This is a genomic window from Pantoea sp. 1.19 (assembly GCF_001922585.1).
GTDB lineage: Bacteria > Pseudomonadota > Gammaproteobacteria > Enterobacterales > Enterobacteriaceae > 1-19.
Genome location: NZ_MRBS01000004.1, coordinates 241478 through 266822 on the forward strand (window position 1 = coordinate 241478; position 25345 = coordinate 266822).

General features: G+C 60.0%; 21 protein-coding genes. 7 read left to right on the forward strand and 14 right to left on the reverse strand.

The window, feature by feature from the left end; genetic code table 11:
* The first annotated feature begins 40 nt into the window (after nucleotides 1–40).
* Genes surA through apaH form a run of 5 tightly spaced genes read left to right on the forward strand, consistent with a single transcriptional unit; the run spans nucleotide 41 to nucleotide 4350 of the window.
* Nucleotides 41–1336, forward strand: coding sequence for a peptidylprolyl isomerase SurA (gene surA, locus BS626_RS10275; protein WP_075182300.1), 1296 nt, complete (start codon nucleotides 41–43; stop codon nucleotides 1334–1336).
* On the forward strand, nucleotides 1326–2318 hold the full coding sequence (pdxA, locus tag BS626_RS10280) for a 4-hydroxythreonine-4-phosphate dehydrogenase PdxA (RefSeq protein WP_075182301.1): 993 nt from the start codon (nucleotides 1326–1328) through the stop codon (nucleotides 2316–2318). Before surA ends, pdxA begins: the two co-directional genes overlap by 11 nt.
* A complete protein-coding gene (gene rsmA, locus BS626_RS10285) occupies nucleotides 2311–3132 on the forward strand; it encodes a 16S rRNA (adenine(1518)-N(6)/adenine(1519)-N(6))-dimethyltransferase RsmA (RefSeq protein ID WP_075182302.1) in 822 nt (273 codons plus the stop codon). The genes pdxA and rsmA overlap by 8 nt, the downstream gene beginning before the upstream one ends.
* Nucleotides 3133–3134: 2 nt before the next feature.
* Complete coding sequence (gene apaG / locus BS626_RS10290) at nucleotides 3135–3512, forward strand: Co2+/Mg2+ efflux protein ApaG (RefSeq protein WP_075182303.1); 378 nt, start codon at nucleotides 3135–3137, stop codon at nucleotides 3510–3512.
* Between the two features lie 7 nt (nucleotides 3513–3519).
* A complete protein-coding gene (gene apaH, locus BS626_RS10295; RefSeq protein WP_075182304.1) occupies nucleotides 3520–4350 on the forward strand; it encodes a bis(5'-nucleosyl)-tetraphosphatase (symmetrical) ApaH in 831 nt (276 codons plus the stop codon).
* Nucleotides 4351–4386: 36 nt separating this feature from the next.
* On the opposite strand, the gene BS626_RS10300 is transcribed toward apaH, so the two are convergent.
* The gene (locus BS626_RS10300; RefSeq protein ID WP_075182305.1) at nucleotides 4387–6273 is read right to left on the reverse strand and encodes a PhoX family phosphatase; all 1887 of its coding nucleotides are present in this window, start codon (nucleotides 6271–6273) and stop codon (nucleotides 4387–4389) included.
* A gap of 90 nt (nucleotides 6274–6363) precedes the next feature.
* Nucleotides 6364–6846 (reverse strand): type 3 dihydrofolate reductase, encoded by a 483-nt coding sequence (gene folA, locus BS626_RS10305; protein ID WP_075182306.1) that lies wholly within the window; start codon nucleotides 6844–6846, stop codon nucleotides 6364–6366.
* Between the two features lie 191 nt (nucleotides 6847–7037).
* On the opposite strand from folA, the gene BS626_RS10310 reads away from it, so the two are divergent.
* Nucleotides 7038–7652 (forward strand): LysE family translocator, encoded by a 615-nt coding sequence (locus BS626_RS10310; RefSeq protein ID WP_075182307.1) that lies wholly within the window; start codon nucleotides 7038–7040, stop codon nucleotides 7650–7652.
* Between the two features lie 60 nt (nucleotides 7653–7712).
* Here BS626_RS10310 and BS626_RS10315 read toward each other — a convergent pair whose 3' ends face one another.
* The 9 genes from BS626_RS10315 to ribF form a co-directional block, all read right to left on the reverse strand.
* Nucleotides 7713–9008, reverse strand: a complete 1296-nt coding sequence (locus tag BS626_RS10315) for a VasL domain-containing protein (protein ID WP_075182308.1) — start codon at nucleotides 9006–9008, stop codon at nucleotides 7713–7715.
* A gap of 562 nt (nucleotides 9009–9570) precedes the next feature.
* Nucleotides 9571–12795, reverse strand: coding sequence for a carbamoyl-phosphate synthase large subunit (carB, locus tag BS626_RS10320; RefSeq protein WP_075182309.1), 3225 nt, complete (start codon nucleotides 12793–12795; stop codon nucleotides 9571–9573).
* A gap of 14 nt (nucleotides 12796–12809) precedes the next feature.
* A complete protein-coding gene (carA, locus tag BS626_RS10325; RefSeq protein WP_075182310.1) occupies nucleotides 12810–13958 on the reverse strand; it encodes a glutamine-hydrolyzing carbamoyl-phosphate synthase small subunit in 1149 nt (382 codons plus the stop codon).
* A 477-nt stretch (nucleotides 13959–14435) separates the two neighbouring features.
* A complete protein-coding gene (gene dapB / locus BS626_RS10330; protein WP_075182311.1) occupies nucleotides 14436–15245 on the reverse strand; it encodes a 4-hydroxy-tetrahydrodipicolinate reductase in 810 nt (269 codons plus the stop codon).
* A 179-nt stretch (nucleotides 15246–15424) separates the two neighbouring features.
* Complete coding sequence (gene ispH, locus BS626_RS10335; RefSeq protein ID WP_075182312.1) at nucleotides 15425–16378, reverse strand: 4-hydroxy-3-methylbut-2-enyl diphosphate reductase; 954 nt, start codon at nucleotides 16376–16378, stop codon at nucleotides 15425–15427.
* Nucleotides 16359–16829 carry an FKBP-type peptidyl-prolyl cis-trans isomerase gene (gene fkpB / locus BS626_RS10340; protein ID WP_075182313.1) on the reverse strand — a complete coding sequence of 157 codons (471 nt, stop codon included), beginning with the start codon at nucleotides 16827–16829 and terminating at the stop codon, nucleotides 16359–16361. Before fkpB ends, ispH begins: the two co-directional genes overlap by 20 nt.
* Nucleotides 16826–17341 carry a signal peptidase II gene (lspA, locus tag BS626_RS10345; protein WP_075182314.1) on the reverse strand — a complete coding sequence of 172 codons (516 nt, stop codon included), beginning with the start codon at nucleotides 17339–17341 and terminating at the stop codon, nucleotides 16826–16828. The genes fkpB and lspA overlap by 4 nt, the downstream gene beginning before the upstream one ends.
* A complete protein-coding gene (gene ileS / locus BS626_RS10350) occupies nucleotides 17341–20157 on the reverse strand; it encodes an isoleucine--tRNA ligase (protein ID WP_075182315.1) in 2817 nt (938 codons plus the stop codon). The genes lspA and ileS overlap by 1 nt, the downstream gene beginning before the upstream one ends.
* A gap of 27 nt (nucleotides 20158–20184) precedes the next feature.
* Entirely contained in the window at nucleotides 20185–21123 is a 939-nt protein-coding gene (gene ribF, locus BS626_RS10355) for a bifunctional riboflavin kinase/FAD synthetase (protein WP_075182316.1), read from the reverse strand.
* Nucleotides 21124–21431: 308 nt separating this feature from the next.
* Here ribF and rpsT point away from each other — a divergent pair, with 308 nt between their 5' ends.
* Nucleotides 21432–21695, forward strand: a complete 264-nt coding sequence (gene rpsT / locus BS626_RS10360; protein WP_075182317.1) for a 30S ribosomal protein S20 — start codon at nucleotides 21432–21434, stop codon at nucleotides 21693–21695.
* A 108-nt stretch (nucleotides 21696–21803) separates the two neighbouring features.
* Here rpsT and nhaR read toward each other — a convergent pair whose 3' ends face one another.
* The 3 genes from nhaR to dnaJ all read right to left on the reverse strand — a co-directional run bounded on the left by nhaR (nucleotide 21804) and on the right by dnaJ (nucleotide 25235).
* A complete protein-coding gene (gene nhaR, locus BS626_RS10365; protein WP_139308811.1) occupies nucleotides 21804–22703 on the reverse strand; it encodes a transcriptional activator NhaR in 900 nt (299 codons plus the stop codon).
* Nucleotides 22704–22744: 41 nt separating this feature from the next.
* Nucleotides 22745–23905 carry a Na+/H+ antiporter NhaA gene (nhaA, locus tag BS626_RS10370; RefSeq protein WP_075182318.1) on the reverse strand — a complete coding sequence of 387 codons (1161 nt, stop codon included), beginning with the start codon at nucleotides 23903–23905 and terminating at the stop codon, nucleotides 22745–22747.
* Nucleotides 23906–24086: 181 nt separating this feature from the next.
* Nucleotides 24087–25235, reverse strand: a complete 1149-nt coding sequence (gene dnaJ, locus BS626_RS10375) for a molecular chaperone DnaJ (RefSeq protein ID WP_075182319.1) — start codon at nucleotides 25233–25235, stop codon at nucleotides 24087–24089.
* Nucleotides 25236–25345: the final 110 nt, after the last annotated feature.

Sequence of the window (25345 nt, forward strand, 5' to 3'; positions counted from 1 at the left end):
ACAGGCAAACCCGCAGTGCGGATTTAACAATGGAAAAAGTATGAAGATCTGGAGAACGCTGATCCTGGGAACGGCCATCGTGGCCAATACCGCTTTAGCAGCACCACAGGTAGTTGATAAAGTCGCCGCTGTCGTCAACAACGGCGTGGTGTTAGAGAGTGATGTCGACGGCATGATGCAGTCGGTGAAAGCCCAGGCCAACGCGGCCGGGCAGCAGTTACCGGATGACAAAACGCTGCGTCATCAGATCCTCGAACGCCAGATCATGGATAATATCCAGCTGCAGATGGCCAAACAGATGGGGATCCAGATCAGCGATCAGCAGTTGGATCAGGGGATCGCCGGTATTGCTCAGCAAAACCGCATGACCCCGGACCAGCTGCGCAGCCGCCTGGCCTACGATGGCGTTAACTACAACAGCTATCGCGAGCAGATCCGCAAAGAGATGCTGATTGCGGAAGTTCGCAATAATGAAGTGCGCCGCCGCGTCACTATTCTGCCGCAGGAAGTGGATGCGCTGGCCAGTCAGATCGGTAATCAAAACGATGCCGGTACTGAGCTCAATCTGAGCCACATCCTGCTGCCGCTGCCGGAAAACCCGACTCAGGCTCAGGTCGATGAGCAGGAGACACTGGCGCGCAGACTGGTCGGTGAACTGCGCAACGGCGCCGACTTCGGCAAACTGGCGATCACTTACTCTGCCGATCCGCAGGCGCTGAAGGGCGGTAACATGGGATGGGGCCGCATTCAGGAGCTGCCAAGCCTGTTCGCGCAGGCGCTTTCTACGGCGAAGAAAGGCGAGATTATCGGCCCTATCCGTTCGGGCGTTGGCTTCCACCTGCTGAAAGTCAACGATATGCGCGGCGAGAGCAAAAACATGTCGGTTACCGAAGTGCACGCGCGCCACATTCTGCTGAAGCCGTCGCCGATCCTGAGCGATGACCAGGCGCGTCAGAAGCTGCAGCAAATCGCCGCCGACATTAAAAGCGGTAAAACCAGCTTCGCCAACGCCGCCCGTGAATTCTCCGACGATCCGGGCAGCGCCAATCAGGGTGGCGATCTCGGCTGGACCGCACCGGAAGCCTTCGATCCGGCCTTCCGCGATGCGCTGCTGCGCCTGAAGAAGGGGGAAACCAGCGGTCCGGTGCACTCGTCATTTGGCTGGCACCTGATTCAGCTGATGGATACGCGCAAGGTCGATAAAACCGATGCCGCACAGAAAGAGCGCGCCTATCGCCTGCTGGCCAACCGCAAATTTGCGGAGGAAGCACAGACCTGGATGCAGGAGCAGCGCGCCGGGGCCTATGTGAAAATCCTCGATCAGAATGCGCAGTAACCCTCGTCTTGTCCTGACGCCCGGCGAACCCGCCGGGATTGGTCCCGACCTCACCGTCCAGCTCGCCCAGCGCGACTGGCCGGTGGAACTGGTGGCCTGTGCCGATCCCACTCTGCTCCTCTCCCGCGCCGCCCAGCTCGGCCTGCCGCTGATCCTGCGCGACTACTGTCCCGACCAGCCGGCCACCCCGCAGGCGGCCGGCACCCTGACCGTCCTGCCGCTGCCGCTGGCGGAAACGGCCGTTGCCGGTCAGTTGGCCGTCGCCAACGGTCGCTATGTGGCTGACACGCTGGCCCGCGCCTGCGATGGCTGCCTGAGCGGCGAATTTGCCGCGCTGGTGACCGGACCGGTGCACAAGGCGGTGATGAATGAGGCTGGCGTGCCCTTTAGCGGACACACCGAGTTTTTCGCCGAACGGGCCGGGGTCGACCGCGTGGTCATGATGCTGGCGACCGAATCGCTGCGCGTGGCGCTGGCGACGACCCATTTGCCGCTTAAAGACGTTGCCAGCGCCATCACCCGGGAGAGTCTGCAGCAGGTGATCCGCATTCTGCACAGCGACCTGCACAGTAAATTTGGCCTCGCCCAGCCGCGGATCCTGGTCTGTGGCCTTAATCCCCACGCCGGTGAGGGCGGCCATATGGGCCGTGAGGAGATCGATACGCTGATTCCGGCGCTGGACGCCCTGCGCGCGGAAGGAATACAGCTTAACGGTCCGCTGCCGGCGGATACCCTGTTCCAGCCAAAGTATCTGCAGCAAGCCGATGCGGTATTGGCGATGTATCACGATCAGGGCCTGCCGGTGTTAAAATACCAGGGCTTTGGCCGCGCGGTGAACATCACCCTCGGCCTGCCCTTTATCCGCACGTCGGTTGACCACGGTACCGCCCTTGAACTGGCAGGAACCGCTCAGGCCGACGTCGGCAGCTTTATCACGGCGCTTAACCTCGCCATCAGCATGATTAATAACAGCCATGAATAATCGCGTCCACCAGGGCCACTTTGCCCGCAAACGTTTTGGGCAAAACTTCCTTAACGATCAGTACATCATCGACAGCATCGTCGCCGCCATTCATCCGCAAAAAGGCGAGGCGATGGTCGAAATCGGCCCCGGCCTCGGCGCCCTGACCGAGCCGGTCGGTGAGCGGCTTGACGCCCTGACGGTGGTCGAGCTGGATCGCGATCTGGCGGCACGGCTGCAGACGCATCCGTTCCTCGGACCGAAGCTGACCATTTTCCAGCAGGATGCCATGACTTTTGACTTCGCCGCACTGGCGCAGGCGCGCGGCCAGCCGCTGCGGGTCTTTGGCAATTTGCCCTACAACATCTCCACCCCGCTGATGTTCCACCTTTTCAGCTATACTGATGCGATCAAAGATATGCACTTTATGCTGCAAAAAGAGGTGGTCAACCGGCTGGTTGCCGGTCCGGGCAGCAAGGCTTACGGCCGCCTGAGCGTGATGGCGCAGTACTATTGTCAGGTGATTCCGGTACTGGAAGTGCCGCCGGAATCTTTCACGCCGGCACCAAAAGTTGACTCCGCCGTGGTGCGTTTAGTGCCACACGCGGTAGTGCCGCACCCGGTGCAGCAAATCAAAACGCTCAGTCGTATTACGCTGGAAGCCTTTGGTAAACGACGTAAAACGCTGCGTAACAGCCTCGGGCACCTGTTCTCCGACGCGGTCTTTGCCGAACTCGGCGTGGATGCTACCCTGCGCGCAGAGAACATTTCCGTTGCCCAATACTGCCAGCTGGCCAACTGGTTAACCGCGAATCCGGTATCGCAGGAGGAGTAAGCATGATCGAGAAGCCCCGCGTGTGTGTCCAGGTACAAAGCGTCTACGTTGAGTCGCAATCCGCTCCGGAATCCGGCCGTTTCGTGTTTGCTTACACCATTACCGTACGCAACCTCGGGCGTTCCTCGGTGCAGCTGCACAGCCGCTACTGGCTGATCACTAACGGTAACGGCCGCGAGACTGAAGTGCAGGGTGAAGGCGTGGTGGGCGAGCAGCCCCACATCGCTCCCGGCGGTGAGTTCCAGTACACCAGCGGTGCGATTCTGGAAACGCCAATGGGCACCATGCAGGGCCACTATGAAATGGTCGATCAGCATGGCGAGCACTTTCACGTCGATATTCCGGTATTCCGCCTCGCGGTCCATACCCACATCCATTAAGTGATTCATGAGTACATATCTGATTGGCGACGTTCACGGTTGCTACGATGAACTGATTGCCCTGCTGGCGCAGGTGGCGTTTGATCCCCAACGTGACCAGCTGTGGCTGACCGGTGACCTGGTTGCCCGCGGCCCCGACTCGCTGGCGGTGCTGCGTTACGTACGCGAACTGGGCGACAGCGTGCGCCTGGTGCTGGGCAATCACGATCTGCATCTGCTGGCGGTCTACGCCGGGATCAGTCGCAATAAGCCGAAAGATCGCCTCACCCCCCTGCTGGAAGCTGATGATGCCGATGCGCTGATCAACTGGCTGCGGCGCCAGCCGCTGTTACAGGTGGATGAGGAGAAAAAGCTGGTGATGGCGCACGCCGGCATCACGCCGCAGTGGGACATGGCTACCGCCATGGCCTGCGCCCGCGAGGTGGAATCGGTGCTGGCCAGCGACAGCTACCCGCTGTTTCTCGATGCCATGTATGGCGATATGCCCAACAACTGGACTCCGGCGCTCAGCGGGCTGGCCCGACTGCGTTTCAGCACCAATGCGCTGACCCGGATGCGCTACTGTTTTCCTAACGGCCAGTTGGACATGATTGCCAAAGAGTCGCCGGAAAACGCGCCGCCGCCGCTGAAACCCTGGTTTGCCCTGCCGGGGCCGGTTGCCGCGGATTACAGCATTGCGTTTGGTCACTGGGCCTCGCTGGAAGGAAAAGGCACGCCGGAGGGCATTATTGCCCTCGATACCGGCTGCTGCTGGGGCGGGACGCTCAGCCTGCTACGCTGGGAAGATCGACGCTGGTTTACCCAACCCGGACGTCGCGAGCCGGCGCTCAGCGCCTGATTGTGCGGGCAGTCAGCGCTACCCGCACGCGCCCGCTTACGCCCCAATCACTCCGCCATCCTCGCGGGTGATCATCATCACCGAGGAGCGCGGGCGGCGGCTGTTATTCGGGAAGTGCGAGTCGCCCTCCTCGCCCGGATGCTGGACGTTGATAAACAGCGTCTTATAATCCGGCGTAAAGGCAATGCCGGTCAGTTCGCACGACTTCGGCCCGACCATAAACCGGCGAATTTCGCCGCTCACCGGATCGCCGACCAGGCACTGGTTATTTCCCTGCCCCTGATACTCCCCGGTGTTGCTGTACTTGCCATCGGTCAGGATCCACAGCCGGCCATCGCGATCGAACCCCAGGCCATCGGGGCTGTTAAAGGTGTTGTCCGCGGTCACGTTCGGCGTGCCGCGATAGATCCCTGCCGGATGCGCAATCGGATTACCGCACAGCACAAAAATGTCCCAGCTGAACTGGCGCGCGGTGGCGTCCCCCTGCTCATCCCAGCGGATAATCTGTCCGTAGATGTTCTTTGGCCGCGGGTTGGCAGCATTCAGCGGCATGCCCTCGTCGCCGCGCTTGCTGTTATTGGTTAGCGTGCAGTAAGCGCGTCCGTCGTGCGGATTGACCGCGATCCACTCCGGCCGATCCATGCGCGTTGCCTTGACCACGTCGGCGGCGGCGCGGGCGTTAATCAGCACATCGGCCTGACTGTGAAAGCCGTTTTCCGCCGTCAGACCATGCTGGCCAAACTGCAGCGCCAGCCAGCGCCCCGTGCCCTTCAGCGGCGTGCCGCCGGCATCGCCGGTGAATTCGGCGACGTAGAGCGTACCGTTATCGAGCAGCGTCTGATTCGCCGACGGGCGGGCGGGATCAACCTTGCCGTGCGAAACGTATTTATAGATATATTCGCCGCGTTCGTCGTCGCCCATATAGACCACCAGCTCGCCGCTTTTCGCCACCGTGACCGCCGCATTCTCATGCTTAAAGCGCCCCAGTGCGGTGCGCTTCACCGGCACAGAATCCGGATTCAGCGGATCGATCTCAACGATCCAGCCGTGGCGGTTAAATTCATTCGGATGCATCGCCACGTCGAAGCGCGGATCAAAATCGGACCAGTTGCGCTCCGGTTCAGCGGGATGCAGCGTATAGCGCTGCTGCGCCGGCGTCACCGCATAGTCGGCCTGGCGGGTACCAAAATAGGTATCAAAATTCTCTTCACAAGTCAGGTAGGTGCCCCACGGCGTTTTACCGTTCGCGCAGTTACCAAAAGTGCCCAGGACCTGTAAGCCGTCGGGATCCGCCGCGGTTTGCAGGGCGCTATTTCCGGCCGCCGGGCCGCTAAAACGCATCGGCGTTTGCGCGGTGATGCGTCGGTTATAGCGTGACGGGCGCACCACCCGCCAGCGCTGCTCGCCGTCGCGCTGCACTTCGACGATCGATACCCCATGCGCCGCCTGCGATTTCCGCACATCCTCCAGGCTGATCGCTTTTTTTCCGCCGTGGGCAAACAGCGTGGGCTCATTGACGTATTCGTTGTTAATCGCCAGCACGCCGCGCTGCTCATCCAGCGGGAAAAAGCTCATCCCGTCATTGTTATCGCCAAACTGCTTCTCCTGATCGGCCGCGCTGTTGTTGCCGTCCGGATCGAAAGCCGGCGCGCCGTTTACCAGCGGATCGCCCCAGGAGATTAGCACCTCCGCGCGATAGCCCGGCGCGATGGCAATGGCGTCGGCGGTTGACGCCGGAATGCCCTGAAAGCCAAGCAGCGCGCGGGTAGCCGGGGGTTCAGCCGCCAGCGCATTCAGCGGCACGCTCAGTACACCGCCGCTGAGAAAACCAGTCAGTCCCAGGGCGCCGCTGCCGGCGATCAGTTTACGTCGGGCCGGATCGCGCAGGCGGTCGGCATTCAATTCAGTGAGGGTATCTTTCATCGCATCGCTTCCTGTTCCAGAGTCGGAGCCATGCTAAGGGGGGAATGTTACCGGAGTGTTACAGGGCCGGTAACCCGGCCCGAAAAACGATCAGCGACGTTCGAGGATTTCGAAGCAGTAGCTGTGAGAGTTGGCGTCGTCAGCATCGTGAAATTCGCTAAAGACCGATTGCCACTGATCCGGCTCATACTCCGGAAAATGGGTATCGCCTTCCACTTCAGCATCAATATGGGTCAGATAGAGGCCGTCCGCTTGCGGAAGCAACTGCGCATAGACGCGGCCGCCGCCGATCACCATCACCTCTTCGGCATCCGCCGCCGCGTCCAGTGCGGCCTGCACCGAGGTGACCCAGGTGACGTCCGGATGCTGGCCCGGCTGCCGGCTGATTACAATATTCATCCTTCCCGGCAGCGGCCGGCCGATAGACTCAAAAGTCAGCCGCCCCATAATCACTGGCTTATTCAGCGTATGACGCTTAAACCAGGCTAAATCCGCGGGCAAATGCCACGGCATCGCATTCTCCATACCGATCACGCGATCGGCGGCCAGTGCCGCAATCAGGCTTATTTTCATAACAGGCTCAACCCAGGGGAAAAATTGGCGCCATCATACGTAAAGGTGAAACTTTCGTCGATAGGCGCAGCGGCCCTTTTGCGTAAAGACTTTTCATTTTCTGTTTACAGATTATTTCACACGATAAGCCCCGTCGTTTCTCGCGTCTTTCATGGTAAAATGCTGACTTTCGTGTAATTCAGAGCGCGGCCATGCTTGAAACAACCCTTTTTGTTGCCACTATCGTCACTCTGGGGATGATCTCCCCCGGGCCGGATTTCTTTTTGATCATTAAAAATGCGGCGCGCTACAGCCGCGGCACCGCGCTGATCAGCGCCTTCGGGGTGATTTGCGGCGTGGCCACCCACATGACCTACTGCGTCGCCGGGCTGGCGGTGGTGATCACCACCACCCCGTGGCTGTTTACCCTGCTGAAGTACGCCGGGGCCGCCTATCTGATTTACGTCGGCGTTCAGGCGCTGCTGGCGCGCGGCGGCGGCAAAATGGACCTGAACAGCATTGAAAAAAGTCAGACCAGCCGGCGCCGGGCATTTATGCAGGGCTATCTTTGCAACCTGCTGAATCCCAAAGCGACGCTGTTTTTCCTGTCGGTGTTTACCCAGGTGCTCAGCATGCACTCCGGGTTCGGTGAAAAGCTGTGGTACGCCGGCATCATTCTCGGTCTGTCACTGATCTGGTGGCCTCTGCTGGTTTTTCTGATCCAGAGCGCCCCGGTGCGTCGCGGGCTGAATAAAGCGCAGAAGGTGATCGACAAGCTGCTCGGCGGCGTACTGGTCACCCTCGGCGTGAAGGTGGCCCTCTCCTGAGCGCCACCCGGCCGCACGCGACAGGCCCCGCGGCTGATTCAGGCCCGCACCTCGCAGCGCTCAGGTGCCACCCAGGGCGTCAGCCCGGCGGCAGAGCTGATAGTATTGGGCCTGCAGGGCGTGCCAGCGCGCGTCAATTTGGTGCCGCAGCTGCGGCGACGGTGCCTGATGCTTATCTACCGCCGCCGCCAGCTGCCCCAGCAGCGCCTCCAGCGGCGGGTCGCCGGCCAGGTCACGCTGCACCTGCCAGACGGTGTTTTTCAGCCAGATAAACGCCACGTCCCGCGGCTGTCTCTCCTGCGCCGCCAGCGCATCTGCCAGCGTCCGCAAATGCATCTTTAACGTCACATACCGCTGCAGATCCCCGGCCGCAGCGCGTCGCGCCTGCTGTAGCCGCTGCCAGCGCGCGGTGATGGCGAGCTGCAGCGGATTATCCGGCCAGCGCTGGCGCGCTATGCGGACGGTTTGCTCCGCCGCCGCCAGCGGCGATAAGGGCGAGGCGCGGGTGTAGAAGGCCATTTGGTGGCCATAGCCAGTCAGCTGCGGGGTCAGCAGCCACTGCTGGGCCGCGGCGGCCGGTCGCGCCGCCAGTGCGCTCCAGCGCTGCTGCAGCGGCAGTACCTGCCACAGCCAGACGCTCAGCGTCACCACCAGCCCGCAGGCCAGCCCGGCCAAAAAACTCCACAGCCCGCTGCGCCATCGTGCGGGCGGCCCTGCAGTGGCTCCGTCGCCCGATACCGACGCGGGATGCTGTGCGAAGCGCCCGGCCAGCCGCAGCGCCGGCGGCGGGATCGTCAGCAACGAGGCGCTGCCGTGAGCGCTGTCATCGGGCGAGCCATCAAGCCAGGCGGCACAGTGCTGCACCTGTAATAACAGCGCATCCACGCGCGGCGCGCGCACCAGTGCCACCCGCCGGAGCCGATCGCTCAGCAGCTGTAACGCATGCTCTGCGCGATAGATTGCCCGCCGATCATCGTGATGGAGCGGATGCCGACGTAACAGTGCTGCCATCTGCGCACAAAACCATGACAGGATATCGCTGCGCGCCTGCGCCTGCGTTGGCCAGAGGTGATCCCACTGATTGATCATCAGGCTGGCCAGCAGCTCACAGCCCTCGGCGAACCCGGCCATGTGCTGCTGCTGGGCGCGCGCCAGCGCGTACCAGACCGCCGTTTGCAAATCGATCCCGTGGCGGCGAAACAGCTGTAACGACAGGGCTTCGATCGCTGCCCAGTTGACCGGCGAATCGGCGGCGTGGTGGAGGTGATTAATCTGCTGACGAAGGGCATTAAATTCCGGCCGCGCGCGCGGATCGCCTCCGGCTTTAATCAGGATACTGTTTGTTGCGTCGTCCATTGACCCTTATCCTTATCATGAAAAGCAGCACGGTGCAGCAAATCATCCGGCCGTGCCGGCATGCTCTCTGCGCACCCTATCCCTGTCAGCGTGAAATCGATGCGACCGCTCCATTACGCTGATGATGCTGTGCGCAGGACGGCCCGTTATTTCCCTGCGCGCGACGAAATATAGTGCGGGTAAATAGCCACCGGCGCCATCGGATTTTTTGCGATCGCGGCCGCAGTCATCCGAAGAGCGACGGCGCTGACCTGCACGCCCGGCCGCGTGGAGGCTATTCCCTGTGCCCGGCAGCGGCAGCGCTCGTCTCCGTTTTTCTGCCGCCCGGCCGCAGTGGTATATCGCTCCGGTCAGTGAGAGCACGGCAACGAGTGAACGTATGCCGTGATAATGGATTACAGACAGGCAACAGCGGAATTGGCGCGATATTAAAAACCAATGAAAAATAAATTTTAAATTTAAATGCTAATCAGCAGAAGGAAATATACCGCGGGGAGAAGGCCTTCGCAGGGAAAATAAAAAAATGGGCGGGAGTCATTCCCGCCCGGCAGGGGGTTCCCTGTTAGCCATTAATCAGCTGATGCATCTCCTGTACGGAAATCACCTGATCGGTGGGATCGGCCTGCAGTGAATTGACGGTGGCAAAGCCGCCATTCAGCGTGGTGTCGTAATGCACCTTGTACTGCAGTGCGCTGCGGCGAATGATCCGCGAATCTTCAATGGCCTGACGTCCGGCAGTGGTGTTCACAATGTAGCTGTACTCACCGTTCTTCAGGCGATCCTGAATGTGCGGACGCCCCTCATGCACCTTGTTCACCAGCCGCGGATTAATGCCCGCCTCGCCAAGCACCACCGCCGTGCCGTGAGTGGCATCCAGTTCAAAGCCCAGCTTTTGCAGCTTGGCAGCGAGGTCGACGATACGTTTTTTATCGCCCTCGCGTACCGACAGCAGCGCGCGTCCAGGCTTTTTCATCGTGGCGCTGGCCCCCAGCATCGCCTTCGAAAAGGCTTCCGCAAAGGTGCGGCCGACGCCCATCACTTCGCCGGTGGAGCGCATTTCCGGCCCGAGAATCGGGTCGACGCCCTGGAACTTATTAAACGGCAGCACCACTTCTTTCACCGAGTAATACGGTGGGATCACCTCTTCGGTCACGCCCTGAGCAGCGAGGTTACGGCCGGCCATGACCCGCGCCGCGACTTTCGCCAACGGCACGCCGGTGGCTTTCGACACAAACGGCACGGTACGCGCGGCACGTGGGTTCACCTCAATCAGGTATACCTCGTTGTCTTTCACCGCGAACTGCACGTTCATCAGACCGCGAACGCACAGCTCCAGCGCCAGCTTCTCCACCTGCTGACGCATCACGTCCTGAATCTCCTGACTCAGCGTGTAGGCCGGCAGGGAGCAGGCGGAATCACCGGAGTGGACGCCGGCCTGCTCAATGTGTTCCATGATGCCGCCAATCAGCACTCGCTCGCCGTCGCAGATGGCATCTACGTCCACTTCAACCGCATCGTCAAGGAAGCGGTCCAGCAGGACCGGCGCGTCATTGGATACCGCTACCGCGGTCTGGAAATAGCGCTTCAGATCGATTTCGTCATAGACGATCTCCATCGCCCGCCCGCCCAACACGTACGATGGGCGCACCACCAGCGGATAGCCAATCGAGATGGCTTTCTCTACCGCCTGCTCCAGAGTAGTGACGGTGGCGTTCGCCGGCTGCTTCAGGCCCAGGCGCTCCACCGCCTGCTGGAAGCGCTCGCGGTCTTCGGCGCGGTCAATGGCATCCGGGCTGGTGCCAATCACCGGCACGCCGGCGGCCTCCAGCGCGCGCGCCAGCTTGAGCGGCGTCTGGCCGCCGTACTGCACAATAACCCCTTTCGGCTGCTCGATACGCACGATTTCCAGCACGTCTTCCAGCGTTACCGGCTCAAAGTAGAGGCGATCAGAGGTGTCGTAGTCGGTCGAGACGGTTTCCGGGTTGCAGTTGACCATGATGGTTTCAAAGCCATCTTCGCGCAGCGCCAGCGCGGCGTGGACGCAGCAGTAGTCAAATTCAATGCCCTGGCCAATGCGGTTGGGGCCGCCGCCGAGCACCATGATTTTATCGCGTCCCTCGCTGGGGTTCGCTTCGCACTCCTCTTCATAAGTGGAGTACATGTAAGCCGTATCGGTAGAGAACTCCGCGGCGCAGGTATCCACGCGCTTGTATACCGGGTGCAGGTTGTACTGCTGACGCAGCTTGCGAATTTCACTCTCCGCCACGCCGGCCAGCGCAGCCAGCCGGGCATCGGCAAAGCCTTTCCGCTTCAGCTGGCGCAGGAAATCAGGCTTCAGGCCGTTTGCCCCTTCGCGCGCTACCTGCTCTTCCAGCCGCACCAGCTCCTCAATTTGCACCAGGAACCAGCGGTCGATATTGGTCAGGTTGAAAACGCCATCGACGGACAGGCCGGCGCGAAAGGCATCGGCGATATACCAGATGCGATCGCTGCCGGCATCCTTCAGCTCGCGACGAATGCGGGTCAGCGCGTCATGGTCATCGAGGTGCACTTTCGGATCAAAGCCGTTGGCGCCCACTTCCAGCCCGCGCAGCGCTTTTTGCACCGATTCCTGGAAAGTGCGGCCAATGGCCATCACTTCACCAACGGATTTCATCTGGGTGGTCAGGCGGTCATTGGCACCGGCAAATTTTTCAAAGTTGAAGCGCGGAATTTTGGTGACCACGTAGTCGATGGCCGGCTCAAACGACGCCGGCGTGCGGCCGCCGGTGATATCGTTCATCAGCTCATCGAGGGTATAGCCCACCGCCAGCTTGGCAGCCACTTTGGCGATCGGGAAGCCGGTGGCCTTCGACGCCAGCGCCGAAGAGCGGGAGACGCGCGGATTCATTTCAATGACGATCAGCCGACCGTTCTCCGGGTTCACCGCAAACTGCACGTTAGATCCGCCGGTTTCTACGCCGATTTCACGCAGTACCGCCAGCGAGGCGTTACGCATGATTTGATACTCTTTATCGGTCAGGGTCTGCGCCGGCGCCACGGTGATCGAGTCACCCGTGTGAATCCCCATCGCGTCAAAGTTTTCAATTGAGCAGACAATGATGCAGTTGTCATGCCTGTCGCGCACCACCTCCATCTCATACTCTTTCCAGCCAATCAGCGACTCATCAATCAGCAGCTCGTTGGTTGGAGACAGATCCAGACCGCGCTCGCAGATCTCTTCGAACTCTTCGCGATTGTAAGCGATACCGCCGCCGGTTCCGCCCATGGTGAACGAGGGGCGGATGATGCACGGAAAGCCCACGTCTTCGGCCACTTTCAGCGCCTCTTCCATGGTGTGGGCGATGCCGGAACGCGCGGTGCCGAGGCCGATATTTTTCATCGCCTTATCAAAGCGCTGGCGATCTTCCGCTTTATCAATCGCGTCCGCGGTAGCGCCAATCATGGTGACGCCAAACTCGGCCAGCACGCCCTGGCGCTCCAGCTCCAGCGCGCAGTTCAGCGCCGTCTGGCCCCCCATAGTCGGCAGCACCGCGTCCGGCCGCTCTTTTTCAATGATTTTGCGCACCACTTCCCAGTGAATCGGCTCGATATAGGTGGCATCGGCCATTTCCGGGTCGGTCATGATGGTCGCCGGGTTGGAGTTCACCAGGATCACCCGGTACCCCTCTTCGCGCAGCGCTTTACACGCCTGCGCGCCGGAGTAGTCGAACTCACATGCCTGGCCAATCACAATCGGGCCGGCGCCAAGGATCAGGATAGATTTTATGTCGGTACGTTTTGGCATGAGGATGCTCCTGATTACTTAGCCTGAGAACGGAATGCGTTAATCAGTTCGATAAAGTGATCGAACAGCGGCGCGGCGTCGTGCGGGCCGGGGCTGGCTTCCGGATGGCCCTGGAAGCTGAACGCCGCTTTATCGGTGCGGTGAATGCCCTGCACGGTATGGTCGAACAGCGAGGTGTGGGTCACGCGCAGAGTAGACGGCAGGTTGCTGTCGTCCACGGCAAAACCGTGGTTCTGTGCGGTGATCATCACCGTATTGCGCTCGTGATCTTTTACCGGATGGTTGCCGCCGTGGTGGCCCAGCTTCATTTTTACCGTTTTCGCCCCGCTGGCCAGCGCCAGCAGCTGGTGGCCGAGGCAGATGCCGAACACCGGGATATCGGTGGTCAGGAACTGCTGAATGGCGCGAATCGCGTAGTCGCACGGTTCCGGGTCGCCCGGGCCATTGGAGAGGAAAATGCCGTCCGGGTTCATTTTCAGCACGTCGTCAGCCGGCGTCTGTGCCGGCACCACGGTCAGGCGGCAGCCGCGATCGACCAGCATGCGCAGAATGTTACGCTTCACACCGTAGTCATAGGCCACAACGTGATAGGGCAGCGCCTCGTCCTCCTGCTGCGCCGGCAGATCGCCGGCCAGCGTCCAGCTGCCCTGCGTCCAGCGGTAAGGGCTGTGGGTGGTCACCTCTTTCGCCAGATCCATCCCTTTCAGTCCCGGAAAGGCCTGCGCCTTTTGCAGTGCCAGAGCGGCATCCGGGCTCTCTCCGGCAATGATACAGCCGTTCTGCGCACCTTTTTCACGCAGCAGGCGGGTCAGCTTGCGGGTATCGATATCGGCAATCGCCACAATGTTGTGACGCTTCAGGTAAGCGGAGAGTCCCTCTTCACTGCGGTAGTTACTGGCGATCAGCGGCAGGTCGCGAATGATCAGGCCCTGGGCGTGTACCTGAGACGATTCTTCATCGGCGGCGTTGGTGCCGACATTACCAATATGGGGATAAGTGAGAGTGACAAGCTGGCGGGAATAGGAGGGATCAGTAAGGATTTCTTGATAACCGGTCATTGACGTGTTGAAAACGACCTCACCCACTGCCGACCCCGTTGCCCCGATGGCCCGACCGTGGAATTGGGTTCCGTCTTCCAGAACCAAGAGCGCTGACTTAATCAAAACATCCTCCAGGGGAATAAACAGTCATTATATTTGCATATTAATTCAGGATAACACCCTCTGACAAGGCAAAAACCGCCCGAACGGTCGATTTTTGGCAAATTGCGCGCATTCTAATGATCGTCCCGCCGGTTGTCTACCCTGAAGGCCATTTTTTCACTGACTTTTAATTAACTGGTGAATGAATTTCGACATTTATCGTAAAAAGACATGAAAACCAGGCGAATTAAACGGTTGCCTGCGCAGATAAATATTCAGATAAGCATCGGAGGGCAAAAAAACAGACCAAATGGTCAAAAATGGCTAAAAATAGATCGCGACAGGTACATAAAAGAGACAAAACAACAAGTAATAACAAACTAACAGAAAAAAAGAGAGATAACGGTCAAAATAAAAGGGCAATAAGCCTATTGCCCTGCTCAATCAACACATTACTGATTGAAATAACCACATCACAACGGTACGAAAACGCTAAATTTAGCGCAAATTAAGCACATCACGCATATCATAAAGCCCTGGTTTCTGACCATTTAACCACATTGCAGCACGAACAGCGCCTTTTGCAAAAGTCATCCGACTGGATGCCTTATGCGCGATCTCCACGCGCTCACCGTCGTCGGCAAACAGCGCGGTGTGTTCACCGACGATATCGCCGGCCCGCACGGTCGCAAAGCCAATGGTGTGCGCCTGGCGCTCGCCGGTGTGCCCTTCCCGGGTGTAGACCGCGCGATCGGCTAAATCCCACGCCATCGCGCCGGCAATCGCTTCGCCCATCGCCAGTGCGGTACCGGAGGGCGCATCCACTTTATGCCGGTGGTGCGCCTCGATGATTTCGATATCGCAGCTATCGCCCATCACTTTGGCCGCCTGTTCAAGCAGCGACAGCATCAGCGTAACCCCGACGCTAAAGTTGGCGGCAAAAACAATACGGGTGTCCGCTGCCGCCGCGCGAATGGCGGCCTTTCCCTGCTCATCAAAGCCGGTAGTGCCGATGATCATGCCTTTTTGCTCGCGGCGGCACACGTCCAGATAGGCCAGCGTCGCGTCCGGGCGGGTGAAATCGATAACGATGTCGACATCATCGACCACTGCCGCCAGATTGTCAGTCAGCGCCACGCCCAGACGCCCCACCCCGGCCAGCTCACCGGCATCACAGCCGATCAGCGACGAGCCGGAGCGCACCAGCGCCGCGCCAAGACTAACGCCCTCCGCCTGCTGGATAGCCTGAATCAGCTGTCGCCCCATACGGCCCGACGCCCCCACCACCGCCATGCGGATATTCTTCATAACTATTCATTCCTGTACTTTATGCATGCAAAGCTGACTCAGGTTAACCGGGCGGTAATCCCTGTGCCAGAGAAAAACGACGTGATAAGAATTTTAAGCCAGCGGCGGCGTATTATCAGTAAAACAGATGGATAAGGGGAGCGTCCGCCCGGCCTGCAGCCGGGCGGACAAGGGGAGGATTACTGAACCTGCTTCACCTCAACGCGAAGCGCCTTTGGCACTTCAAAAACGATGTTCTCTTCGCGGCCGCTGAGCTCAACGGCAGGTTCGCCGCCCAGCTCGCGCAGGCGGCTAATCACGTCCTGCACCAGCACGTCCGGGGCAGATGCCCCGGCGGTCACGCCCACGCAGGCCACGTCCTTCAGCCAGCTTTCCTGAATATCTTCAGCAGAATCAATCAGCTGTGCGCGCTTACCGGCGCGCTGGGCCAGCTCCGCCAGTCGGTTGGAGTTGGACGAGTTTTTCGATCCAACCACCAGCACCACATCCGCCTCTTCCGCCAGGCTGCGCACCGCTTCCTGCCGGTTGGTGGTGGCGTAGCAGATATCATCTTTACGCGGTCCGACGATGGTCGGAAAGCGCTGACGCAGCGCATCGATAACCGCAGAGGTGTCGTCGACCGACAGCGTGGTCTGGGTCATGAAGCACAGGTTCTGCTCATTTTTCACCTGCAGCCTGGCCACGTCCGCCGGTGACTCCACCAGATACATGCCGCCCTGCGGATTGCTGTACTGCCCCATGGTGCCTTCCACCTCCGGGTGACCGGCGTGGCCTATCAGGATCGCTTCGGTGCCTTTGCGGCTGGCGCGCGCCACTTCCATATGCACCTTGGTCACCAGCGGACAGGTGGCATCAAACAGCATGGTCAGCGCCCGCGCCCGCGCTTCGGCGCGCACCGCCTGCGACACGCCGTGTGCGGAGAAAATCAGGATCGCGCCGTCCGGCACCTCGGCGATCTCTTCGATGAAGATCGCCCCGCGCTCGCGCAGGCTGTTCACCACGTAGCGATTATGTACCACCTCGTGGCGCACGTAGATGGGCGCACCATACATCTCCAGCGCGCGCTCGACGATGCTGATTGCCCGATCCACACCGGCGCAAAAGCCGCGCGGATTAGCCAGCAGAATGCGCATGACTGGCCTCCTGTTCCGGGTCAATGTCCAGCACTTCAATATCAAAGTGGATGGTTTGGCCCGCCAGCGGATGATTAAAGTCGACGGTCACCGACTCGCCGGAGATATCGCGGATCACGCCCGGCATTTCATTACCGTCCATCCCGGTGAACAGCATGATGGTGCCCACTTCCGGCTCACCGGACTGCAGGAAATCCCGGCGGCTAAAGTACTGGATCAGGTCCGGGCTGGCGGCCCCAAAGGCCGCCTCCGGCGTCAGAGAAAAAGCGTGCCGGTCGCCAATCTTCAGCCCGACCAGCTGCGCTTCCAGATCGGCTGACAGTGAACCGTCACCAAGGCAAAACAGCGCCGGCTTACCGCTGTCGCGCGTCGATTCTGCGGTGGATCCATCCTCCAGCTTGAGAGTGAAGTGCACCAGTACGGCACTGTCCTGAACTACAGCCTGACTCATGAGTGACCTTTCTTATCAACCTGCTTTGTCCGCGAGGGGCTAAAGAACCCCTCCAGAACGATCATCGCCGCACCAATGCAGATAGCAGTATCGGCGATATTGAATGTCGGATAGTGCCAGTTGCCAACGTAAAAATCGATGAAGTCGACCACAAAGCCGTGCCAGAAGCGATCGAACAGGTTACCCAACGCGCCGCCAATGATCAGCGCCCAGGCAATATTACTCCACTTCTGCGTCGCCGCCGCGCGGTACATCATCACCAGCAGCACAACCACGATGGCGATGGCGATGGCGGCAAAAAACCAGCGCTGCCAACCGCCTTTGTCGGCCAGAAAGCTGAAGGCCGCACCGTAGTTTCGGGCATAAAACAGATTAAAGAACGGTGCCAGCGGGCGCGACTCACCCAGCTGGAACGTGCTAAGTACCCACGCTTTACTGCCCAGATCGATGATCAAAACCACCACCACCAGCCACAGCCAGCGCAATCCGGTCGAACCAAGAGGTCTTTTCATCAGGCAAACTTACGCTCTTCGCCGTCGCCGGCTACGTTAGTGACACAGCGGCCGCACAGCTCCGGGTGCGCCGCGCTCTGACCGATGTCGGTGGTGAAGTGCCAGCAGCGCGGGCACTTGTCGCCCTCGGCCTTGTGCAGCACCACCTTCAGTCCTTTCAACAGCTCGCTTTGCTGAGCCTCTTCCGGCGCCAGCGCGTAGTCCGCCACCTGCGCCGCCGAGGTCAGCAGCACAAAGCGCAGCTCGTCGCCCAGCGTGGCCAGCTTCGCCGCCAGCGGGGCATCGGCATACAGCGTCACGTTCGCTTCCAGCGCGCCGCCGATGCGTTTGTCCGCGCGCGCCTGCTCAATGACCTTGTTCACTTCGCCGCGCACTTTCAGCAGATCGTTCCAGAAAGCATCGTTCATCGCTTCGCCGTCCGCGAGGCCGAACAGGCCGTCGAACCACTCTTCGGTAAAGACATATTTCCCGCGCGCCCCCGGCAGCTGATTCCAGATCTCATCGGCCGTGAAGGACATGATGGGCGCCATCCAGCGAACCAGTGCTTCGGCGATATACCACAGCGCGGTCTGGCAGCTGCGGCGGGCGTTACCGTCGCTTTTAGCCGTATACTGGCGATCTTTAATGATGTCGAGATAGAACGAGCCCATTTCTACCGAGCAGAACTGCATCAGACGCTGCACCACTTCGTGGAAATCGTAGCGTTCGTAAGAGGCGACAATATCCTGCTGCGCCGCCAGCGCACGGCCCACCGCCCAGCGATCGACCACGACCATCGCTTCCGGTTTGACGATGTCGGTAGCCGGGTCAAAGCCTGCCAGGTTGGCCAGCAGGAAGCGCGCCGTATTGCGAATACGGCGATAGCTGTCGGCTGAACGCTTCAGGATCTCATCGGACACGGCAATCTCACCGGTGTAGTCGGTTGAGGCCACCCACAGGCGCAGGATATCCGCGCCCAGTTTGTTCATTACGTCCTGCGGGCTGACGGTGTTGCCGAGCGACTTGGACATCTTGCGTCCCTGGCCGTCAACGGTAAAGCCGTGGGTCAGCACCTGGCGATATGGCGCTTTACCCTTCATGGCGGTCGAGATCATCAGCGAAGACATAAACCAGCCGCGATGCTGATCGGAACCTTCCAGATACATATCCGGCGCATGACCGCCAAACTCCGGACGCGCATCGACCACCGAGTAGCTGGTAGAGCCGGAGTCAAACCAGACGTCGAGCGTATCCGGCACTTTGACGTAGCGATCGGCATCGTCACCCAGCAGATCGCGCGGTTCGAGATCCCACCACGCCTGGATCCCATCCTGCTCCACGCGCTGCGCCACTTTTTCCATCAGCACCAGCGTGTCCGGATGCAGTTCTTCCGTCTCTTTATGCACGAACATCGCCATCGGCACGCCCCAGGTACGCTGGCGGGAAATACACCAGTCCGGGCGGTTCGCCACCATCGACTCAATGCGCGCCTGACCCCAGTCCGGGATCCACTGCACGCCTTTGATCTCTTTCAGCGACTGCGCACGTAGCCCCTGCTGATCCATGCTGATAAACCACTGCGGCGTGGCGCGGAAGATGATTGGCGTTTTGTGGCGCCAGCAGTGCGGATAGCTGTGATGCAGCTTTTCGACGTGCAGCAGCGCGCCTTTCTCGCGCAGCAGCTCGACAATCTGATCGTTGGCTTTGAAGACGTTAACGCCGTCCAGTGTGGGATACGTGCCCGGCAGATAGCAGCCGTCCGGCCCCACCGGGTTGGCGGTTTCCAGACCGTATTTCTGACCAATCACATAGTCGTCCGGACCGTGGCCCGGTGCGGTATGCACCGCCCCGGTACCGGCGTCGAGGGTAACGTGCTCTCCCAGTACCACCAGCGAGTCGAGGGCGAGGAACGGATGGCGGAAGCGCTGCCGCTCCAGCGCCGCGCCCGTGCATTCGCCCAGCACGGTCCAGGCGGCAATCCCGGCGCGCTGCATCACGCTTTCCACCAGGTCTTTCGCCAGAATCAGCGCGCGGCCGTCGATCTGCACCAGCTGATAGATAAACTCCGGATGCAGAGAGATACCGCGGTTGGCCGGCATGGTCCACGGGGTGGTGGTCCAGATCACCAGCGAGATCGGGCCCTCCACGGCCGTGACACCGAATTGGGCGGCCACGGCGGCGACATCCCCGGCATTAAACATCACATCGATCGACGGCGACGTTTTGTCGTAATACTCCACTTCCGCCTCCGCCAGCGCCGAGCGGCAGTCCAGACACCAGTGCACCGGTTTGGCGCCTTTATGCAGATGCCCGTTACCGATGATTTTCGCCAGCGCGCGGATGATGTTGGCTTCGGTGTGGAAGTCCATGGTCAGGTAGGGGCGATCCCAGTCGCCCAGCACGCCGAGACGGATGAAGTCGGCTTTCTGCCCGGCCACCTGCTCGGCGGCATAGCGACGGCAGGCTTCACGGAACTCGGCCGCCGTAACTTTTTCGCCCGGCTTGCCGATCATCTGTTCCACTTTGTGCTCAATCGGCAGGCCGTGGCAGTCCCAACCCGGGACGTAGGGCGCATCAAAGCCCGCCAGCCCTTTGGACTTCACAATGATGTCTTTCAGAATCTTGTTAACCGAGTGACCAATATGAATGCTGCCGTTTGCATACGGAGGGCCATCATGCAGGATAAAGGTCTTTTTCCCTTTTTTGGCTTCGCGGATGATGCCGTACAGGTTGTCATCATGCCAACGTTGCAGCATTCCCGGTTCGCGCCTGGCCAGATCGCCACGCATGGGGAACCCCGTTTCCGGCAAATTCAGGGTAGATTTATAGTCACTCATCAGATTCTCGATTCCGTTTTTCGGTTCTTACACCGGTGTTTTTAGCCCGAAAAATTCGCGGGCCGTCACCACATCGTTGGCAATTTGCGTTGTTAACGCTTCAAGGGAAGGAAAACGCTGCTCATTCCGAATTTTTTGACACAATACGACTTCAATATGGCGGCCATACAGGTCCATTGCAACGTCCAGCAGATGAACTTCACACTGCTGACGCACGCCGGAGACCGTTGGCCGGGTGCCGATGTTGGCCACGCCCGGCAGCGGCAGCTCGCCCAGGCCGTGAACTTCGACCGCGTAAACCCCGTTAACCGGCACTACGCAGCGGCGCAGCGGGATATTGGCCGTCGGAAACCCAATGGTTCGCCCCAGCGCATCACCGTGCACCACGCGGCCTGACAGGCTAAACGGGTGGCCAAGCAGCGCCGCGGCCTGGTTGAGATCATCGTCCGCCAGCGCCTGACGCACGGCGGTGCTGCTAATCCGTTTGCCGTCGGCGCACCAGGTTTGGGTGCTGAAGACATCAAAGCCGAACTCATGCCCGGCCTGCTGCAGCAGTGGAAAATCCCCTTCCCGACCGGCGCCAAAGCGAAAATCATCGCCGACCACCAGCAGGCTGACGCCCAGCCGATCGACCAACAGATCGCGGATAAAGCTTTGCGCGGTGCGGGCGGCGAAGCGATGATCGAAGCGTACGCACAACACGGCATCCACCCCCGCTTCGGCCAGCCAGCGCAGCTTCTCGCGCAGGCGGGTTAGCCGCGCCGGAGCCTTATCGGCGGCGAACAGCTCCAGCGGCTGCGGCTCAAACAGCATCACCATCACCGGCAGGCCGCGCGCCTGTCCCTCGGCGCGAAGGCGATGAAGCAGCGCCTGATGGCCGCGGTGCACGCCATCGAAGTTGCCGATGGTCAGCACGCAGCCGCGGTGGTGCGCTCTCAGATTGTGTATGCCGCGTATCAACTTCATGGCTGGCTCAAATGGCTGGAAATCGGCGGATTATACCTTGTACAGCCGCGCAGGTTAACCCGCGAATGTGTCTTTGTTCACTCGCCGGCCGGTTTAGGCGCGGGATCGCGCCGAATGTTGTAAAAATTAACCCGAAACGCTGTATTCGCCCCCCCGATGCTGGTAGAATCCTGCGCCATCAAATACGTAATCAGGCGTTGTTCACGAAGCGGCGCTTATTTGCACAAATCCGTTGACAAAAGAAGGTTGAAAGGGCATAGTCCTCGGCCTTTGATTTGTCCTCATAGAACACATTTGGGAGTTGGACCTTGGCTAATATCAAATCAGCTAAGAAACGCGCCGTAACATCTGAAAAACGTCGCAAGCATAACGCAAGCCGCCGTTCCATGATGCGTACTTTCGTTAAGAAAGTATACGCGGCGATCGCAGCTGGCGACAAAGAAGCTGCACAGAAAGCATTTAACGAAATGCAACCGATCGTGGATCGTCAGGCTGCTAAGGGTCTGATCCACAAAAACAAAGCAGCGCGCCATAAGTCAAACCTGGTGGCGCAGATCAACAAACTGGCCTAATCGCCGGGTGTTGTACGCTTTGTAAGAAACCGCCCTCGGGCGGTTTTTTTTTACCTGCGGAATCGGCATCTGGCCGTCCGGCATCCCGCCTGTTGGGTCTGCAGACCGCTATCCGGCGACGAACAGCGCCGAAAAATCGGCCTGGCAAATCCGCTGCACCGCCGGATGCTGAATCATCCGTTCGGCAAAAATCACGTGATACTCCTCCATGACGTCGTCCAGCCGGCCAATCTCGACCACGCCTTCGCTGGCATAGGTATCGCTGGCGTAAAGCGAAGGGGTGACAAAAATGGCCTGGTGGGTCACGCCAAAGGCTTTCATCAGCGCCGCATCGTCAAATTCACCGAGAATATCCACCGCCAGCGACTGGGACGCAAACCAGTTGAGCAGCTTGCGCCCCAGCAGGGTTCGTCGGCCGGGGATCAGTAGGCGGCGCTGGGTCAGACAGGCGGGAAACGCCGCCTCAGGTAGCGGCTGCTGACACCAGAAGCTGACGCCGCACTCCCCCAGTTTCACCGAGAACAATCCCTCCTGCTGCGTGGAATCAATGGAGCAGTCGGAGAGGATCATGTCCAGCTTGTGCTGGCTGAGCTGCTCCAGCAGCATTTCGTGGGTCGACTCAAAGCAGCGCAGATGCAGCCGCTCTTCGGCGACTACCGCGGTCTCCAGCACCTGGCTGACCAGCCGCTTGGAGAGCGCATCGGCCACGCCCACGTCAAACAGCAAGCTAGCCTCTTTGCGGTAGTTAACGATATCCAGCATCTCCTGGCTGAGGATAAACATGCGATCGGCATAGCGGAACACCAGCTGCCCAAGCTCGGTCGGCTCCAGCCCGCGCCCGCGACGCTTGAACAGTTTACCGCGCAGGCGCTCTTCCAGCGCCTTGATCTGTCCGGTCACGGTCTGTGGCGCAAGGCAGAGCGTATTCGCCGCACCGACCACCGAGCCTTCGCGGCACACCTGCCAAAAATAGTAGAGATGATTAAAGTTGATATGCGACAACTGCACAGGCCAGCCTCCCCTCCGGCGGGCTCGCGCCCGCCGGTCACTTAACTCAGTTTGCGGCGCAGCATCAGGTAACCCAACACCGCCGACAGCACCGATCCCAGCAGAATCCCCAGCTTGGCAAGGGTAATCAGCTGCGCATCGCTATCACCAAACGCCAGCGAGGCGATAAAGATCGACATGGTAAACCCGATGCCGCACAGCATGCCTACCGCCAGGATATCGCTCATGCTGGCGCCCTGCGGCAGGGAAGCGATGCGCAGCTTCACCGACAGCCAGCAGAACAGCCCAATCCCCAGCGGTTTGCCCAGTATAAGTCCGGCCATGATCCCCAGCGGCAGCATCGAGAACAGGCTGTTGACCGATACGCCATCCAGCGAGACGCCGGCGTTGGCAAAGGCAAACAGCGGCAGGATCAGCCACTTCACCCACGGATGCAGCCCGTGTTCCAGCGTTTCCGCCGGGGAATGCCCCTGCTGTGCCTTCAGCGGAATAAAGAAGCCAATAATTACGCCGGCCAGCGTCGCGTGCACGCCGGATTTCAGTACCGCCACCCACAGCACCACGCCGACCGCCAGATAGAGCGCCGTATGGCGTACGTTACAGAGGTTCAGCACCGCCAACAGCGCGATGGCCACCGCCGCTACGCTGAGCGACAGTACCGACAAATCGCTGGTATAGAACAGCGCAATGATCACAATCGCGCCGAGATCGTCGATGATCGCCAGCGCCATCAGGAAGATCTTCAGCGCCGGCGGTACCCGGCTGCCCAGCAGCGCCAGCACGCCCAGCGCGAACGCAATGTCGGTTGCCGCCGGGATAGCCCACCCCTGACGCGCTACCGCATCCGCGCCGTTAAACAGCAGGTAGAACAGCGCGGGCACCACCATGCCCCCGAGCGCAGCAATCATCGGAAAAATCGCCCGATCGCGACTGGCCAGGGCGCCGATCGCCAGCTCGCGCTTCACCTCCAGCCCAATCAGCAGAAAGAAAATCGCCATCAGCGCGTCGTTCACCCACAGCAGCAGGTTTTTACTGATCTCGAGCGCGCCAAAGCGAAACTCTACCGGGGTTGAGAGCAGCGACTGATAACCCTGCTGCGTGCCATCGACGTTAGCCAGCAGCATCGCGAGTGCGGCGGCGATGATCAATACCACGCCTCCGGTAGCTTCGCTGGCCAGCCAACGCTTAATCTGTGCAGACATGACGGAATCCTTATCAAAAATCAGAGCATAGCCCTTGATAATACGCAGACGAACAGATCGTAAAAAGCAGATTATAATGCAGTATAGACTCGATTTAACCGAGTCTTCCACGCAAACCGGAGCCGGACGGCGGGCAAAAAAAAGGCCGGTAGTCACCGGCCTCTGTCTTCTGGATAGCGGCTTAGCGCGTCAGATCGTCAAAGAATTTTTTCACCCCGTCGAAGAAGCTCTTCGAGCGCGGGCTGTTTTTTTCACCGGACGGTCCGCCAAAGCTCTCTTCCAGCTCGCGCAGCAGCGCCTTCTGTTTATCATTCAGGTGAACCGGGGTCTCTACCACCACGCGGCACAGCAGGTCGCCCTGGCTGCCGCCGCGCACGGATTTCACCCCTTTGCCGCGCAGGCGGAACAGTTTGCCAGTCTGGGTCTCCGCCGGCACTTTCAGCTTCACGCGGCCATCCAGCGTCGGCACGTCAATTTCACCGCCCAGCGCCGCCATCGCAAAGTTGATCGGCACTTCACAGTAGAGGTTGTTGTCTTCCCGCTCAAAGATCGGGTGTTTTTTCACCGTCACCTGCACGTAAAGATCGCCGGCCGGAGCGCCGTGCTCACCGGCTTCCCCTTCACCGCTCAGGCGAATACGGTCACCGGTATCCACGCCGGCCGGAATTTTCACCGACAGCGTTTTGGACGTCTCAACGCGGCCGTGGCCGTGGCAGGCATTGCACGGATCTTTAATAACCGTACCGCGACCGTGACAGGTCGGACACGGCTGCTGCACGGTAAAGAAGCCCTGGCGCATATGCACCTGTCCCTGGCCGTGACAGGTCCCGCAGGTTTGCGGCTTGCTGCCGGCCTTCGCTCCGCTGCCGTGGCAGACTTCACACTCGACCAGCGTCGGGATGCGGATCTCTTTGGACACGCCGCGCACCGCTTCTTCCAGCGTTAATTCCATGTTGTAGCGTAAATCGGCACCGCGGGAAGCGCGCTGTTGCCGGCGTCCTCCGCCAAAGATGTCGCCGAATACGTCGCCAAAGATATCGCCGAAATCAGCCCCGCCGCCGCCGCCGAAACCGCCGCCAAAGCCGCCGCCGCCCATGCCGCCCTGCTCAAAAGCCGCATGACCGTACTGATCGTAGGCCGCGCGTTTCTGCTCATCGGTCAGGATCTCGTAGGCTTCCTTCACCTCTTTAAAAGTGGCTTCTGCTTCTTTGTTTCCGGGATTGCGGTCAGGATGGTACTTCATGGCCAGGCGTTTATAGGCCTTTTTGATTTCACGCTCTTCCGCATTTTTCGGAACGCCTAAAACCTCGTAATAGTCTTTTTTCGCCATTTTACTTAATCCAACCCTTTGAATCAGGTACTTATATAAGCGCACACGGGCGTGGGAGAGATCTCCTACGCCCGTGCTGGTTACCGGCGCCCATCCGGGCGCCGCGCCCG